This is a genomic window from Rhizobium sullae, assembly GCF_025200715.1.
In the GTDB taxonomy this organism is placed as follows: Bacteria; Pseudomonadota; Alphaproteobacteria; order Rhizobiales; family Rhizobiaceae; genus Rhizobium; species Rhizobium sullae.
This window is the reverse complement of record NZ_CP104144.1, coordinates 1,557,373-1,573,526: the sequence shown is the minus strand read 5'-3', so window position 1 is coordinate 1,573,526 and position 16,154 is coordinate 1,557,373. Positions and strand designations below refer to the sequence as shown.

Annotated in this window: 13 protein-coding genes; 9 read left to right on the top strand and 4 right to left on the bottom strand. The window is 60.7% G+C overall.

Going from position 1 to position 16,154, the window contains the following annotated elements:
- Positions 1-12 precede the first annotated feature (12 nt).
- Both N2599_RS28190 and N2599_RS28185 read left to right on the top strand, forming a co-directional pair.
- Positions 13-741: an SDR family oxidoreductase gene (locus N2599_RS28190; protein ID WP_027510348.1), complete on the top strand. Its 729-nt coding sequence runs from the start codon at positions 13-15 to the stop codon at positions 739-741.
- A gap of 2 nt (positions 742-743) precedes the next feature.
- Positions 744-2,378, top strand: a complete 1,635-nt coding sequence (locus tag N2599_RS28185; RefSeq protein ID WP_027510347.1) for an FGGY-family carbohydrate kinase — start codon at positions 744-746, stop codon at positions 2,376-2,378.
- A 31-nt stretch (positions 2,379-2,409) separates the two neighbouring features.
- Here the strand turns inward: N2599_RS28185 and fhuB are convergent, their stop codons facing one another.
- The 4 genes from fhuB to N2599_RS28165 all read right to left on the bottom strand — a co-directional run bounded on the left by fhuB (position 2,410) and on the right by N2599_RS28165 (position 8,302).
- Positions 2,410-4,410 carry a Fe(3+)-hydroxamate ABC transporter permease FhuB gene (gene fhuB / locus N2599_RS28180; RefSeq protein WP_027510346.1) on the bottom strand — a complete coding sequence of 667 codons (2,001 nt, stop codon included), beginning with the start codon at positions 4,408-4,410 and terminating at the stop codon, positions 2,410-2,412.
- On the bottom strand, positions 4,407-5,264 hold the full coding sequence (locus tag N2599_RS28175; RefSeq protein WP_063829600.1) for an ABC transporter substrate-binding protein: 858 nt from the start codon (positions 5,262-5,264) through the stop codon (positions 4,407-4,409). The genes fhuB and N2599_RS28175 overlap by 4 nt, the downstream gene beginning before the upstream one ends.
- Positions 5,264-7,384 (bottom strand): TonB-dependent siderophore receptor, encoded by a 2,121-nt coding sequence (locus N2599_RS28170; RefSeq protein ID WP_051336578.1) that lies wholly within the window; start codon positions 7,382-7,384, stop codon positions 5,264-5,266. Before N2599_RS28170 ends, N2599_RS28175 begins: the two co-directional genes overlap by 1 nt.
- Positions 7,385-7,537: 153 nt before the next feature.
- The gene (locus tag N2599_RS28165; RefSeq protein ID WP_027510344.1) at positions 7,538-8,302 is read right to left on the bottom strand and encodes an ATP-binding cassette domain-containing protein; all 765 of its coding nucleotides are present in this window, start codon (positions 8,300-8,302) and stop codon (positions 7,538-7,540) included.
- A gap of 185 nt (positions 8,303-8,487) precedes the next feature.
- Here N2599_RS28165 and N2599_RS28160 point away from each other — a divergent pair, with 185 nt between their 5' ends.
- From N2599_RS28160 to bioZ, 7 genes are all read left to right on the top strand, one after another.
- Positions 8,488-10,209 (top strand): ABC transporter ATP-binding protein, encoded by a 1,722-nt coding sequence (locus N2599_RS28160; RefSeq protein ID WP_027510343.1) that lies wholly within the window; start codon positions 8,488-8,490, stop codon positions 10,207-10,209.
- Positions 10,210-10,269: 60 nt separating this feature from the next.
- Entirely contained in the window at positions 10,270-10,938 is a 669-nt protein-coding gene (locus tag N2599_RS28155) for a GntR family transcriptional regulator (protein ID WP_027510342.1), read from the top strand.
- A 156-nt stretch (positions 10,939-11,094) separates the two neighbouring features.
- Positions 11,095-12,102, top strand: coding sequence for a biotin synthase BioB (bioB, locus tag N2599_RS28150; RefSeq protein ID WP_027510341.1), 1,008 nt, complete (start codon positions 11,095-11,097; stop codon positions 12,100-12,102).
- Positions 12,099-13,244 carry an 8-amino-7-oxononanoate synthase gene (locus N2599_RS28145; RefSeq protein ID WP_027510340.1) on the top strand — a complete coding sequence of 382 codons (1,146 nt, stop codon included), beginning with the start codon at positions 12,099-12,101 and terminating at the stop codon, positions 13,242-13,244. Before bioB ends, N2599_RS28145 begins: the two co-directional genes overlap by 4 nt.
- Positions 13,241-13,879, top strand: a complete 639-nt coding sequence (bioD, locus tag N2599_RS28140; RefSeq protein WP_027510339.1) for a dethiobiotin synthase — start codon at positions 13,241-13,243, stop codon at positions 13,877-13,879. The genes N2599_RS28145 and bioD overlap by 4 nt, the downstream gene beginning before the upstream one ends.
- On the top strand, positions 13,876-15,156 hold the full coding sequence (locus N2599_RS28135; RefSeq protein ID WP_027510338.1) for an adenosylmethionine--8-amino-7-oxononanoate transaminase: 1,281 nt from the start codon (positions 13,876-13,878) through the stop codon (positions 15,154-15,156). The genes bioD and N2599_RS28135 overlap by 4 nt, the downstream gene beginning before the upstream one ends.
- On the top strand, positions 15,144-16,133 hold the full coding sequence (gene bioZ, locus N2599_RS28130) for a 3-oxopimeloyl-[acyl-carrier-protein] synthase BioZ (RefSeq protein WP_027510337.1): 990 nt from the start codon (positions 15,144-15,146) through the stop codon (positions 16,131-16,133). The genes N2599_RS28135 and bioZ overlap by 13 nt, the downstream gene beginning before the upstream one ends.
- Positions 16,134-16,154 lie beyond the last annotated feature (21 nt).

Sequence of the window (16,154 nt, the reverse complement as noted above, 5' to 3'; positions counted from 1 at the left end):
GCAAGGATTGATATGGGACAGGAACTTTCTGGAAAGGTCGCAGCGATTACCGGAGCTGCCTCGGGGATCGGTCTTGAATGCGCCAAGTCTTTATTAAAGGAGGGTGTGAGCGTTGCTCTCATCGACAGAGCAGGCGATTCTCTGAGGAGCATATGCTCCGAGCTGGGTACGGACGCCTTCCCTCTGGTCGTCGATCTGACCAACCCGGCCAGCGTCTCGACGATGATGCCGCAGATCCTGGAACGGTTCGGAAAGCTCGACATTTTCCACGCCAATGCCGGTTCCTACATCGGCGGAGACGTCGTCGACGGTGATCCCGATTCCTGGGACCGGATGCTGAACCTGAACATCAATGCGGCCTTCAGATCTGTCCAGGCGGTGTTGCCTCATATGGTGGAAAGGAAGACCGGCGACATCATCATGACCAGTTCGATCGCCGGTCTGGTGCCCGTGGTCTGGGAGCCGATCTATACCGCGTCCAAACATGCGGTGCAGGCGTTTGTCCATACGGTCAGGCGCCAGGTTATAAAACACGGCATTCGCGTCGGCGCGGTAGCGCCCGGTCCTGTCGTCACGGCGCTGATCAGCGACTGGCCTCAGGAAAAGCTCGATGAGACGATAGCCGCAGGAGGATTGATGGAAGCCACGGAGGTTGCAGAGGCGGTGCTGTTCATGCTGACGCGGCCACGCAACGTGACGATCCGTGACCTCGTCATCCTGCCGCATAGCACGGACCTTTGACCATGGCGCGGTTTTTTATCGGCGTCGACGTGGGTACAGGCAGCGCACGGGCAGGGGTCTTCGACGAGAACGGGGCGCTGCTGGCGTCCGCCAAACGTCCGATCACGATCTGGTATGAGGCGGGCCACATCGTCGAGCAATCCAGCGAACAGATCTGGAAAGCCGTCTGCGACAGCGCCAGGGAAGCCGTCTCAATGGCTGGGATCTCAGCCACCGCCGTCGCCGGCCTGGGATTCGACGCCACCTGTTCTCTCGTTGCGGTGAAATCCGATGGTGCGCCGGTCGCCGTCGGTCCTTCCGGCGATCCCAACCGCAATATTATCGTCTGGATGGATCACCGCGCCGCTGGCGAAGCGGCCGAGATCAATGCTGGAAGCCACGCGGTCCTGCGTTATGTGGGCGGGCGGATCTCCCCGGAAATGGAAACGCCGAAGCTTCTCTGGCTGAAGCGCAATCTGCCGGCCTCCTTTGCCGCTGCCGGCCATTTCTTTGACCTTGCGGACTTTCTGACCTGGCGTGCAACCGGCTCGCTTAGCCGGTCTGTCTGCACGGTCACCTGCAAATGGACCTATCTTGCCCACGAAAAGCGCTGGGACGCCCAGTACTTTGAGGCGATCGGGCTCGAAGAATTGGCAGCAGAAGGCTTTTCCAGGATAGGTACGGACATCGTCGACCCAGGCACGGCGCTGGCAGATGGGCTCAGCGAACACGCCGCTGCCGATCTTGGGCTGCCGGCCGGAACTCCCGTCGGAGCGGCGCTGATCGATGCGCATGCAGGCGGCGCCGGCACACTCGGCGGCGCGGACGCAAACGGCCGTTCGGATGTCAGAAACAGGCTTGCCTATATCTTCGGTACGTCGGCCTGTTCGATGGCTTCAAGTGACAATCCGGTTTTCGTCGGTGGCGTCTGGGGTCCGTATTACTCAGCAATGGTGCCGGGGCTCTGGCTGACGGAAGGCGGGCAGTCGGCTGCAGGTGCGGCCATAGACCATCTGGTGACCATGCATCCGGCATCTGCCGAGGCGCGCGCAAAGGCGGAAGCGGCGGGTCTCACTCTCGTTGCATGGCTGGATAGGCAGGTCGCGGAAATATGCCCGGACCTAACGCGTGCCGTCGAACTTGCGAAGTCTATCCATGTCGTGCCGGAATTTCTTGGAAACCGGTCGCCGCATGCCGATCCCGATGCACGGGCGATCGTCGCAGGCATTGGACTGGATGTCGATATCTCCAATCTGATTTCGCTCTATATTGCCGGCCTTTGCGGCATTGGTTATGGCCTCAAGCAGCTTTTGGAAAAGCTGGCGCAAGACGGCATCAAGCTTGACCTGATCGTTGCCAGCGGCGGTGCCGCGCAAAGCAATCTTGTCCGACAGCTTCTGGCCGACACGACGAATGTGCCGGTGGCAATCTCTGACACCGAAGAGCCGGTGCTATTGGGTGCGGCAATGCTCGGCTCCGTAGCCGCCGGACACAACGACTCTCTGCCGGAAGCGATGAAGGCGATGTCGCATCTGTCGAAAACGTTCCATCCAACGGGTGGCGCGATTGCGGTCCTGCACAAAAACAGGTACCGCGCTTTCGAACTGCTGCAGTCGGCCGATCGCGAGATTCGTTCGCTTGCATTGAACGGCGACTGATCGTTTCGGCTCCTAAGGCGAAAGGCGATGTCTATCGGGAGCGGCTCATCGCGATCAGAAAAAACGGGCCGCCGGCGAGAGCTGTCAGCAGACCTGCCGGTATCTGCCACGGAAAAATGATAGTTCTTCCCGCCCAGTCGGCCGCAATCAGGATGATTGAGCCGTATAGGCCAGAAGCGAATATTTCGACGGCCGGTTTGCGGAAACCCGACATTCTCGCGAAATGCGGCGCCATCAGCCCGACGAAGCTTAAAGGTCCAATCGCCAGTGTTGCGACGGCCGTCGGAATTGCGACGAGGCAAAGCAGGATGGCGCGAGCGGAAACGACACCGAGGCCCAGGGAGCGCGACACGGTTTCGCCAAGCGGCAGGACGGCGAGCCAGCGGACCGTCAAAGGCGCCAAAGAAAGAAGAAGGAGTGCAACAACCACTGTCGCAATCGCCTGGCTGGGCGTCGCCGTATAAGTGGAACCTGAAAGCCAGGCGAGCAGGAAGTCCGTTCTCGGATCGCCGCTCGCAAGAACGAGAGCGGCCAGCGCCGAAGCAAGCGTCGTCACAGATGTGCCTGCTAGTAGAAGCTTCTCCGGCGAAAGGCGCTGCCGGCCAGCGATAAACAGGACGAGCGCGAGTGTTGCGAAGGCGCCGAAGCTTGCGGCCACTCCCAGTGAAAGCCGATCGATGCTGGACGTGCCGACAAAAAGAGCAAGTACGCCGAGGCTCGCCCCACCTGAGGCACCGATCACTTCGGGAGCGGCCATGCTGTTTGTAGTCATCCGCTGGAGCAATGTGCCGCAAACGCCAAACATGGCTCCGGCCGCAAGCGCCACGCCGATCCGTGGCAGCCGCAATTCGGCCAATTCGCCAATCTGTGCTGCCGCGATCCAACCCCAGCCGTTTGCACCCTTTCCCAGGAAGAAAGCAAGACCTGTTGCAACAACGAGTGCTACGGCAAGCAGAAGAAGCGCCGGCATTCCGCAAGGAGTGACGGCGGTGAATGTGCCCTCTCGGCTGCCCAGGGTGACGGTCTTCAAACGAAGCAGGAAGAAGAACAGCAAAGGCGTGCCGAGTAGTGCTGTCGCAGCGCCTGCCGGAAATGCCACCTCTCCGAAGTGGAACTGGATCAGTTGATCGACCAGCCAAAGCTGCGAGGCGGCAATCAGAGGCGACCAGACCATGCGCTGCAGCAGCGTCCTTGCACCGGCTATGCGCGCGAAGGCAGGGGCGGCTAGTGCAATGAAGCTTATGACACCGGCTGCCGCAACGACGAATGCGCTCATTGCTACTGCAATCGAAAGACCGATCAGCCTGATGGCTGCCGGCCTCATGCCAAGGCTGCCGGCGCTTTCATCGCCGGCTTCCAGCAGCCGCAAAGGCCGCAGGAACATGAATGCCAAGACACTGCAAACAGCAATCTGCGGAAGGAGGGTTCGGGCGACGGCGTCGCCATTCTGGATCAACGATCCGCTCTGCCAGATGAAAAGATCCTCGGTGTACTCGCGGTTGATCGCCATGAGGAGGGCGCTCGCCGAGCCGCAGGTCAAACTGACGACAAGCCCCGAGACAATGACGGCCACCGGCGAAAATTGCCGGCGCTGTGCGAGCGCGAAGACGACGAGCGTCGTTAGCGCGCCGCCCAGAAGGGCGATGGCACCACGTCCGTTTTCGAGCGCGCCGGGGGCGTAGAGCGTTGCGACAGTCAAGGCCAGCCCCGCTCCGGCATTCGTGCCAATCGTCGTCGGCTCTGCCAGCGGATTGCGAAGCAGATGCTGGATTAAGATGCCGGATAGCCCGAGCCCCAGGCCGGCGAGGATGCTGACAGCGACACGCGGCATGAAGGCATGCCGGAAAAGCAGCTCTTCCGATTTCGCATTGTCGGTATTGACAAGCGCGGACCACCAGGAGGCCGGCGGCAACAGCCGTTCCGCGCCGCCAAAGGTCAGGACCATCGCGGCAATTGCCGGGATGGTGACGAGCAGGATCAGTTTCCAAAGGTCGCTGCGTTGCGCCGATATCGGCTGATCGATCACCATCATGCCTGCACGAAGTTCCTGATAAAAGTGGCGAAACGGGCGGCAGCGGCCAAACCGCCGAAGGGCCAGACCGGCGGGATCGTTGCGACATTTCCGGCTCTGACACAGGGCAGGTTTGTCCAGAGCGAACTCTGCTCAATGCGGATGCGGATATGCGGCGGGATGGGATCGAGCGAAATCAGGTGGGCATTGCCGATTGCCGTAAGCGCGTCGATGCCAACGGTTGAAAATCCCCATTGCGATGTCTCTCCGGTCCACGCGTTGACAAGGCCGACGCGGTCAAGCACGTCTTGAAACAGGCTGCCCCTGCCATAGACCCGCACCTGACGGTCGTCGAACATGCTGATGATCGCGATCGGCCCCGCCGGACGTGTACGAAGGGCGTCTCCGGTATCATTGATCGTCCGCATGGTTTCGCTAACAAGGTTTCGTGCTGCGTCCTGCCGTCCAACGATCGCGCCGAGCTTTACGGTTTCGGCTTCCGCCTGGGCAAGCGGCGTGCTCATGCCTTCATAAAAAGGAACGCTGAACACCGGCGCAAAGCGCGTGTACATCGTTTCGTCGATCCCGTAGCCATAGGCGCCTGCGATCAGATCGGGACGAATCGCGCTGATCACTTCGAGGTTCGGTTCACCGCGAGCGCCGAGATCAAGTGTCGACAGGGGCAGGGCGGGCGCAGCGACCCAGTCCCGATAGCCTTTGAGATCGGCAACCGCCAATGGCGGCACACCGAGTGATACGAGCATTTCGGCCGACGTCCATTCGAGGCAGACGATGCGGCGCGGCAGCCCTGCGAAGGCCGCCGGTGCGAAAGGCGATGCTGCAAGCGCGCCGAGTAATGTCCGCCGGGTAAACATCACCAACGGTATTTCACCGAGCCGACGATCTTGCGGCCCTCGCCAAAAAAGCATCCGGCCGTTTCCGAAAAGCAAGAGGCCACATAGCGCTTGTCGAACAGATTACTGACGTTGAGCTGGAACTCGTAGTCCTTCCACTGGTAATTTGCGGCAAGGTCGACAAGCGTGGCGCTCGGAACCTTGAAGGAATTCGCATCGTCGCCATAGGTCGATCCGATATAACGGACACCTGCGGCAAGGCCGAGACCCTCCAGCGTGCCGCGCTGGACCGTGTACTTTGCCCACAGCGACGCGCGATGGCGCGGCACGCCGTAGGGCGTGTTGCCGCCGGTTCCCTCGGTATCGTCCATGATTTCGGTATCGAGATAGGCATAAGCGAGCTTGATATCCCAGCCCTGATCGAGGCTTGCGACGCCTTCGAGTTCGATGCCGCGTGAGCGGATTTCTCCGCTCTGCACGGCAGTACTTCCTTGATAGCGAACGGCATTGTCTTTCGTCAGATCAAACGCCGAAAGAGTGACGAAGCTGTTATAGCCTTCCGGCTGATACTTCACGCCGACCTCGTACTGCCGTCCGGTTTCCGGGTCGAAGCTCGGATCGTCAAGGACCGGCATGAACGAGGTCGAATAGCTGGCATAAGGTGCAAGACCGTTGTCGGCCAGATAGACAAGGCCGAGGCGGCCGGTAAAGGCGCTGTCGGATTTGTCTGTACGGCTACCGTCAAGCTGCTCGAGCGTTTCCGTTCGCGCCCAGTCGTGACGCAGACCGCCCGTCAGCACGAATTTATCGAATTTGACCTGGTCGTTCACATAAAGGCCGACCTGGTGCTGCGTCGTCTTCGCATCGGTATAGACATCAAGTGCTGGCAGCGGCGAACCGTAGACTGGATTGAAGACATCGATAGGATCGACGTCGGCATAAGTGCCCCAGTCTTTGAAATGCGTATACTGATAATCCAGCCCGAAAAGCATCTTATGCTCGAGCTGACCTGTGTCGAACATTGCCTCTGCCTGATTGTCGATCGCAAAGCTTGCGAGCTGCGACCGACCTTCGTCGGCATAGCGCATGAGGGTGCGTCCGTCAGCGGCAAGTCCGCTGCCAAAAACGCCTTCCTGTACGTTTTTCAGATATGAATAGCGCGCGTTCTGCCGGAAAGCCCACGTCTCGTCGATCTGGTGCTCGAACTCGTAGCCGATCGTCGCAATCGTCAGATCATAGCGGTCAAAATCCGGTTCGCCGACAAACCTGTCGCGTGGAATTTCGCCGTTTTCGTTCGGCAGGACGGTTCCGGATGCCGGCAGAAACTGGATGCCCCAACCGGTGAAGTCCTTCTGGTATTTCGCAAAGACCGTCAGGCTCGTTTCGTCGTCCGGCGCCCATTTGACGGAGGGTGCGAGGTAGATGCGATCGTCGTTGACGAAGTCCACGTGTGTATCGCCCTTGCGGCCGAAACCCGTCAGACGGTAGCTGAACACGCCGTCTTCGGTGATCGGACCGCCGATGTCGAATTGTGCCTCGTAGCGATCGAAGCTGCCGACGCTGAGGCCTACTTCGCCGAACGCTTCGGAAGTCGGGCGTTTGCTGGAGTAGTTGATGATGCCGCCGGGGCTGTTCTGCCCGTAAAGTACGGAAGCCGGGCCGCGCACTAGCTCGATGGCTTCGGCGCCGTAAGTCTCCAGCGACAGGAAGGAGGCGAATTCGGTTCCCTTCGAATGAAGGCCATCGACATAGAAGATTTCGTCGGAGACGTTGAAGCCGCGGATTTGCAGGCCATAGCCGCGGGTATCCGAGCCGTTGTTCTCGCCGGCGACGCCTGCGCTATAACGCAGGGCCGCATTCAGCGTTTCGGCACCTTGCGCCTCGATCTGACTCGCCGTGATCACGGACACGGACTGCGGCGTTTCGATGAGCGGGGTATCGCTCTTGCCGGTTGCGCGCCCGGCTTTCGCAACGTAACCATCCTCTTCGAAAATGCCGCTGCTGCCTGCACCGCCATCCCCTTGGATGACGACAGGCTGCAGCACGGTCGCTGCCTGATCCTGCGCAATCGCTGGTAGAAAAAAGCCTGTGTTGCATGAAAGAGAAAGAATGGTGCGGCCAAGCGTGGAACGAAAGGACATCGCTGCTCCCCGTGCAAATTCGATATCGAAATGAAATGCTGGTGGCTGGGGCGCGGGGCCGTGGCTTCCAGGCCGAGACGTATTAAAGTTGCCAATGACTGTCAACTTTCAGGCGTGAAAAAAGCCCGCCTTCGAACTTGCAATCCAGGGATTTTATTGGGCCACCGCCACAAGCCGGCCGGACCGTTGCTGCATCACATCCATCCGGACATTGTAGATCTTGTCGAGTTCGGCAGGTTTCATGATTTCGGCGGGTGTTCCTTGCGCGATCAAGCGCCCCAAATGCAGCGCGACGATTTCGTCGCAGAATCTCGCCGCCATGTTGACGTCGTGAAGCACGGCAATGACGCTGAGGCCCTTCTCGCGGGAGAGTTTCTGGGTCAGTGTCAGCACTTCGAGTTGATGGCCGATGTCGAGTGCGGAGATGGGTTCGTCAAGCAGCAGGCAATCGGCATCCTGCGCCACAAGCATAGCCAGCCATACGCGCTGGCGCTCTCCGCCCGACAGTGTATCGACAAGCCTGCCGGCGAATGAGGCGATGCCTGTAAGTTCCAGCGCTTCGGAAACCTTAATGCGATCTGCTTCTGCGAAGCGGCCAAGCGTACCATGCCAGGGGTAGCGGCCGAGCGCGACAAGCTCATTGACAAGCATCCCCGGCGCTGCCGGCGTCTGCTGCGGCAGGTAGCCGAGGCGGCGGGCAAAGGCGCGGCCCGGCCATTCGGCAAGCGCCTTGCCTTCGAAGCGTATCGTGCCGGAAGAAGGCTGTTGCTGGCGGGCGAGAAGCTTCAGCAGCGTCGATTTTCCGGAACCGTTATGGCCGATCAGCCCGACCGTTTTGCCGGCTTCAAAATCCAGCGTCAGCGGATGCAGCAGCGTACGGCCTTCGATGACGAAGCTGACGCCTCGAAGCGAGAGCATGGAAGCGGTGCCCGCGTCGGAACCTTTCGCCTCAGCGGCAGTTGCCCGTTTCCTATCAAGATGCAATGTCATGCACAGCGCCCTATTGGCTCCCGTCAAAAAATATGAGAATGCGGGTCACGTTTCGCATCAATGCGCGCTTATCGTCAATGCCGCCGCTTAAGCTCATACCTTTAAGGGTCGAAATGCTTCGCCGTTTCCTTTCTTACTACAGGCCTTATCGCGGCCTTTTCGTGCTCGATTTCAGCTGCGCGATCGTCTCCGGCCTGCTCGAGCTCGGCTTTCCGATGGCCGTGAAGCTGTTTGTCGACAGGCTGTTGGTCGGCCAGGATTGGCTGCTTATTCTGCTGGCCTCTGCCGGTCTTCTGGTGGTCTACGCGATCAATACCGGCCTGATGGCGATCGTCACCTATTGGGGGCATATGCTCGGCATCAATATCGAGACCGATATGCGCCGCGCGGCCTTCGATCATCTTCAGAAACTCTCCTTCAGTTATTACGACAACCAGAAGACGGGGCATCTGGTCGGCCGCCTCACCAAGGATCTCGAAGAGATCGGCGAGGTTGCCCATCACGGTCCCGAGGATCTTTTCATAGCGGTGATGACGTTCATCGGCGCACTTATCCTGATGGTGTCAGTGAATTGGCAGTTGGCGCTGGTCACCGCCGTCATCGTGCCGCTGACGGCGTGGGTGACGAGCCGCTACGGGACCCGGATGACGAGGAATTCGCGGGCACTCTTCGGACGCGTCGGCGACTTCAATGCCCGGATCGAGGAGAGCGTCGGCGGCGTCAGGGTCGTGCAGGCCTTCGGCAATGAGGACCATGAACGTGCGCTCTTCGAAAACGACAATCAAAGCTACCGGAAAACGAAGCTCGAAGCCTATCGCATCATGGCCGCCAGCACGTCGCTCAGCTACATGAGCATGCGGTTGACGCAGATGATTGTGATGATCGCCGGCAGCTACTTCGTTCTGGCCGGAGAGCTGACGGCGGGAGGCTTCATCGGCTTCCTGCTCCTGGTCGGCGTCTTCTTCCGGCCCGTCGAGAAGATCAATTCCGTCATCGAGACCTATCCGAAGGGCATCGCCGGCTTCCGGCGGTTTACCGAATTGATCGACACCGAGCCCGACATCGAAGACGCACCCGATGCGATCGATATCGACCACCTGAAGGGCGAAATCATCTATGAAGACGTGTCCTTCGCCTACAGTTCCGGTAAGCCCGCACTTCAGGATGTCAATCTGACGATCAGGGCAGGCGAGACAGTTGCATTTGTGGGCCCATCCGGCGCCGGCAAGACGACGATATGCTCGCTGCTGCCGCGCTTTTATGAAGTCGGCAACGGGGCAATCTCGGTGGACGGTATTGATATCCGCCATATGACGCTTGCCTCGCTCAGGCGTCAGATCGGCGTTGTGCAGCAGGATGTCTTCCTGTTTGCTGGGACGATCCGCGAGAATATCGCCTATGGAAGGCTCGACGCCACCGAAGCGGATATCGTCGAGGCGGTCAGGCGCGCCAAGCTCGACGACATGATCGTATCGCTGCCGAACGGATTGGACACCCTCATCGGCGAGCGCGGCGTCAAATTGTCGGGCGGACAAAAGCAGCGCCTGGCGATTGCGCGCATGTTCGTAAAGAACCCGCCGATCCTCATTCTCGACGAGGCGACGTCCGCGCTCGATACCGAAACAGAACGCGAGATCCAGCAATCGCTGGCCATGCTCGCGCAAGGCCGCACCACGCTGATCATCGCACACCGGCTGGCAACGATACGCGATGCAGACAGAATTATCGTCGTCGCCGGCTCGCGTGTGGTCGAGCAGGGCTCGCATGCCGAATTGCTGGAGCGCCGCGGCCATTACAGGCGGCTCTACGATGCCCAGGTCGCGATCAGTTCCTGAGAATTGCCCCATGATGGCTGCCGTCTCGACAGCCGTGCCGAAGCGAATTATCTATAAAAAATGACCGACCATAATGACGAGACCATTGCCGCACGGATAAGCCGCGTTCTTGCCGACCGGATCGTAACAGGGCAACTCGAACCCGGCTCCAAACTCAAGCAGGATCACATTGCCGAGGAATTCGGCTCCAGCCATGTGCCGGTGCGCGAAGCACTCCGGCGGCTGGAGGCGCAGGGGCTTGCGATCAGCGAGCCAAGGCGGGGCGTCAGGGTCGCATCGTTTGATCTTGCAGAAGTGCAGGAAGTGGCGCGCATGCGCGCCGCGCTCGAGGTCCTGGCGCTTCGTCATGCCGCTCCCCATTTGACGCCGTCCATCCTCGATCAGGCAGAACGCGCCATCCTTGAAGGCGACCAGGCGCTCGACGTTCGCGGCTGGGAATCCGCCAACAGGCGCTTCCATCGCCTGATCCTGTCGCCATGCGGGATGCCCCGTCTATTGGCGGCAATCGACGATCTGCATGCCGCCAGCGCGCGGTTTTTGTTCGCGACCTGGAATTCAGGCTGGATGACGCCGAAGGACCGCGATCATCGGGCGATCCTTAGCTTCCTTCGTGAGGGCGAAACGGAGCACGCGGCAACGGTGCTGGAGCGGCATGTTCAGTGGATCGGCCGCCGGCCGGCAAGAAGCGGCGCCGCTCCTGATGCCGAACGTTTCGCGATCGTCGGCTAGATGCCGCCGGTCTGATTTGCATCGCCGCAATCTGTTATCTGCAGAAATCTGGACTCTGCCCCTTGCGCTACCTTGCGCCGGATAATTATAGATAAAAATGCAAGATATCTATATCGATGCATTTGCGGGAGAGGATTTGATTCGATGCAGGGTAAAATGGCTGATAGCGCGAGCGGAAATGAGCGTGAGATAGCGTTCCCGGTCCCATATCAGATCGATGAGGCAGAAATTATCTATAATCTGCCATTCAATGATCTCCTCTTTCGTGCACACAGCGTCCATCGCGAGAACTTCGACCCCAATGCGATCCAGATGAGCCGTCTGCTTTCGATCAAGACCGGCGGCTGCGCGGAGGATTGCGGCTATTGCAGCCAGTCCGCACACTATCCGACCGGGCTCAAGGCTTCGAAGCTGATGGAAGTCGAGCGCGTCCTTGCCGAAGCGCGGAAGGCCAAGGAGGGTGGTGCGACGCGCTACTGCATGGGAGCGGCATGGCGCAGTCCCAAGGACCGCGACATGGACGCGATCGTCGCTATGGTTCACGGCGTCAAGGCGCTCGGCATGGAAACCTGCATGACGCTTGGGATGCTGACGCCCGCTCAATCGGCCTCGCTCGCCGAGGCCGGCCTCGACTATTACAACCACAATGTCGACACTTCCGAGCGCTTCTACAGCGAGATCATCACCACGCGGACCTTTGCCGACCGTTTGGAGACGCTGTCAAACGTCCGGGATGCCGGCATAAAGGTCTGCGCCGGCGGCATCCTCGGCATGGGTGAAACGACGAAGGACCGCATCGCGATGTTGGTGACGCTTGCCAACCTTCCCGTGCCGCCCGAGAGCGTGCCGATCAACATGCTGATCCCGATCCCGGGATCAAAGCTTGCCGACGCCGAACCCGTCGACCCGATCGACTTCGTGCGCACGATTGCGCTTGCCCGCATTCTGATGCCGGCCTCGCATGTGCGGCTTTCGGCGGGACGCACCGGCATGAGCGACGAGATGCAGGCCCTCTGTTTCTTCGCCGGCGCCAATTCCGTCTTCATCGGCGACACCTTGCTGACGGCCGACAATCCCGGGGAAGATCATGACAGCGCTCTATTTCGCCGTCTTGGCCTGAGGCCAATGGAGCTGGGTGCAGCAGAACCGGAGACGGCACAATGAGCTTTGCGGGCCTTGCCCGCTATGAGCGGACGCTGGCTGGCCTTGAACGAAAGGGCCGTGCACGTGCGCTGATCGGCCAGAGCGGCATCGACTTCACGTCGAACGATTATCTGGGGCTTGCTCAATCGAAGCGTCTCAAGAACGCGATTGCCGAGGCGATCGAGCGCGGCGTTCCGGTCGGGGCAGGGGGGTCAAGACTGCTGCGCGGCAATCATCCGGAGCACGAGGCGCTAGAGGCCGAAGCTGCCGCATATTTCGGGACCGGAAGGGTCGTCTATTTCGGCAGCGGCTACGCCGCCAATACCGCCCTCTTTTCGACCCTTCCGCAACGCGAGGACCTCATCGTCTACGATGGTCTGATCCATGCCAGTGCACATGAGGGGATCGCGGCGGGCAAGGCGCAGGCGATGCCGGTCCTGCACAATGATGTCGAGGCCTTCGATGCGGCAATCAGGAAATGGCGCCAGGCGGGCGGTACCGGCAGGCCCTGGATTGCCGTCGAGAGCCTCTATTCCATGGACGGCGATCGCGCGCCACTTGCCGAACTTGCAGGCATCGCGAACGCGCATGGCGCCTTCCTGGTCGTGGACGAAGCGCATGCGACCGGTGTCTTCGGCCGGGGGGGGCGCGGTCTTTCGGCAGGTCTGGAAGCGCAAGATAACCTCATCGTCCTTCATACCTGCGGCAAGGCGCTTGGCGTTTCGGGAGCGCTGCTTTCGGCCAGTGCCGTCATCTGCAACTACCTCGTCAACCGCGCTCGTGGTTTCATCTATTCGACGGCCCCGTCGCCTTTGATGGCGTCCGTTGTTCGCGAAGCACTGCGGGTTCTTGACGACGAGCCGCAACGGCGCTCGGAATTCGACGCGCTGCGGGCTTTTGCAAATTCCGCACTCACGGCTGCAACTGGTGTCGAGGGCAGCGGATCGCAGATCCTGCCGGTGATGATCGGCGACAATGTGCGTGCCGTCCGGATTGCCACGCGCATGCGTGACGAGGGCTTCGACATCCGGGCAATCCGGCCGCCGACCGTTCCTGAGGGTACCGCCCGGCTGAGGATCGCGATCACGCTGAACGTCGATTCCAGCATGATCTCCAGCATGTTAGAACGGCTTGCGGCAGTGATGGTGGAGGAGCGCGCGTGACGAAGCGTTACGTTGTCACCGGCACGGATACCGGGATCGGCAAGACCATGTTCGCCGCGGCACTGACGCAAGCTCTCGACGGCTATTATTGGAAACCGGTGCAATCGGGACTTGAGGAAGAGACCGACAGCCAAACCGTCATGCGGCTTGGCGGGGTTCTTCCCGCGCGGATCATTCCGGAGGCCTATAGGCTGAAGACGCCGGCATCCCCGCATCTTTCTGCGAGGCGCGACGGCATTACGATTGCCTCCGACCGATTGGCCCTGCCTGAAACCGATGAGCCGCTGATCGTGGAAGGTGCCGGCGGCCTGCTCGTGCCGCTTACTGACCGGCTGTTATTCGCGGATGTTTTTGCCGGCTGGCAGGTTCCTGTCATTCTCTGCGCCAGGACTGCGCTCGGGACAATCAATCATGCGCTGCTGTCGCTCGAGGCGCTGAAGCACCGCGCAATCCCGATCCTTGGGATTGCCTTCATCGGTGACGAGAACGCCGAAACGCAGCGGGTCATTGCCGAGATCGGGGGAGTTCGCTCGCTTGGCCGCCTGCCGTGGTTGCCGACCGTCACGCCCGAGACACTGCGCGAAGCCTTCAGCAGAAACGTCGATATCGAGCACATCAAGGGAGCGCTGGCATGACACGCTCGGTCGTATGGCATCCCTTCACCCAGCACGCGCTGGAACCGCCGATGAAGCGGATCGTGGAAACGGCAGGCGCTTACCTCATCGACGAGGACGGCAACCACGTTCTCGACGCCATCTCGTCCTGGTGGGTGATCACCCACGCCCACCGGCACCCTACGATCATGAAGGCGATTACTGCCGCTGCGGAGCGCTATGACCAGCTCATCTTCGCCGAATACACACATGCGCCGGCCGAAGAGCTGGCCGAGGGCCTGATCGCCGTTGCGCCGCCGGGCCTGGCCCATGTTTTTTACTCCGACAGCGGATCGACCGCAGTCGAGGTCGCGCTGAAGATGGCGCTCGGTTTTTTCCACAATAAAGGTGAGCGGCGCAATCGTATCGCGGTCATGGAGCATGCCTATCATGGCGACACGATCGGCACGATGTCAGCGGGCGAGCGCGGCGTGTTCAATGCCGCTTACGAACCGCTGCTTTTTGCCGTCGACCGGTTGCCGTTTCCAGCGGTGGGCCGCGAGCTGGAAACGCTCGATGCCTTCGAGTGCATCTGCCGGTCAGGCGAAGTCGCAGCCCTGCTGGTCGAGCCGCTCATTCTCGGGGCAGGCGGCATGAAGATGTATCCACCGTCGCTTCTTGCCGGCCTCAAGGAGATTGCCGAGCGTCATGGAACGCTTCTCATCGCCGATGAGGTGATGACCGGCTGGGGGCGAACGGGAACGCTTTTTGCCTGCGAACAGGCTGCGATCACGCCGGATATTCTCTGCACGTCGAAAGGCCTCACAGGGGGCGCTCTGCCGTTGGCGGCGACTTTGTGCACGGCGGAAATATTCGAGGCCCATCTCTCTTCCGACCGCCGCAAGACCTTCTTCCATTCAAGTTCCTACACGGCCAATCCGATCGCCTGCGCAGCAGCCCTTGCCAATCTTGCGGTCTGGCGGGATGAGCCGGTCAAGGCGCGGATCGATACTCTCGCGGAGGCGCATCGCGGGCCTTTGGCCCGCTTCGCCGCGGACACGCGCTTCCGGAACGTCCGGCAAAAGGGAACGATTGCTGCTCTCGACCTCAATGTGGGAGTCGGTGGCTACGGCTACTTGGCAAACGTCGGGCCGAAGCTGCGCGCGTTCTTCCGTGAACGTGGTCTGCTGATCCGGCCGCTCGGCAACGTCATCTACCTGATGCCGCCCTATTGCGTCACCGCCGAAGAGCTCGGCCGGGCCTATGACGCGATCGGGGAAGCCGCCTCGCAATTTGGAGCACCCGCATGTCGATTGTGAGGTCGTCGCGGCTGGCAGGCTTCGGTCACAGCGTGCCGGGGCGACGGGTCGACAACAGCGAGATCGAGACGGCCCTTGACCTCGAATCCGGCTGGATCGAACGTCGTACGGGCATTCTCTCCAGATACTGGGCGGAAGAGGGTGATACGCTTAGCGCTTTGGCGGCCAACGCCGGCGCCATGGCGCTTAGCGATGCAGGTGTCGACCGGGCCGAAATCGCCTTGACGCTGCTTGCAACCTCGACCCCTGACCATTTGCTGCCGCCGTCCGCCCCCTTGCTTGCCCATCACCTCGGCCTTACGAATTCCGGAGCGATCGATCTTGCAGGCGCCTGCTCGGGTTTTCTTTATGCGCTGACGCTCGCCGACGGCTTTGTCCGCACCCAGGGACGACCGGTGCTCGTCGTTGCGGCGAACATCTTGAGCCGCCGGATCAACCCGGCCGAGCGCGCAAGCTCGGTTCTGTTTGCCGATGCTGCCGGTGCGGTCGTGCTTTCGCCGTCAACGGGATCCGGCACCGGTCTCCTCGGCGTCGATCTTATTGCTGACGGAAGCGGCTATGACTTGATCTCGATTGCCGCCGGAGGCAGCAGCCGCCCCTTTGCGCCGGGCATGAGGGCGGAGGATTTTCTCATGACGATGCGCGATGGACGCGAGGTGTTTTCGCGCGCCGTCGAGATGATGACGGCCACCTCAATGCGGGCGCTCGATCAGTCGCGTGTCGCGGTCGAGGATGTCAGCCGGTTCGTCCCGCATCAGGCCAACACGCGGATATTCAGCGCTGTATGCGAGAAGCTGGGCATACCAGCCAAGAAGGCCGTCAGCACGATTGGTGATTACGGAAACTCGTCTGCCGCAACCATTCCCCTGTCGCTGTCGATTACCAACGAAGAACGTCGTTTTGCTTCCGGGGAAACGGTGCTTCTGGCCGCTGCGGGTGCTGGATTGACCGGTGGTGCCGTGGTGCTCGGATTCTGAGACCCTGACGCTGGATAAAGC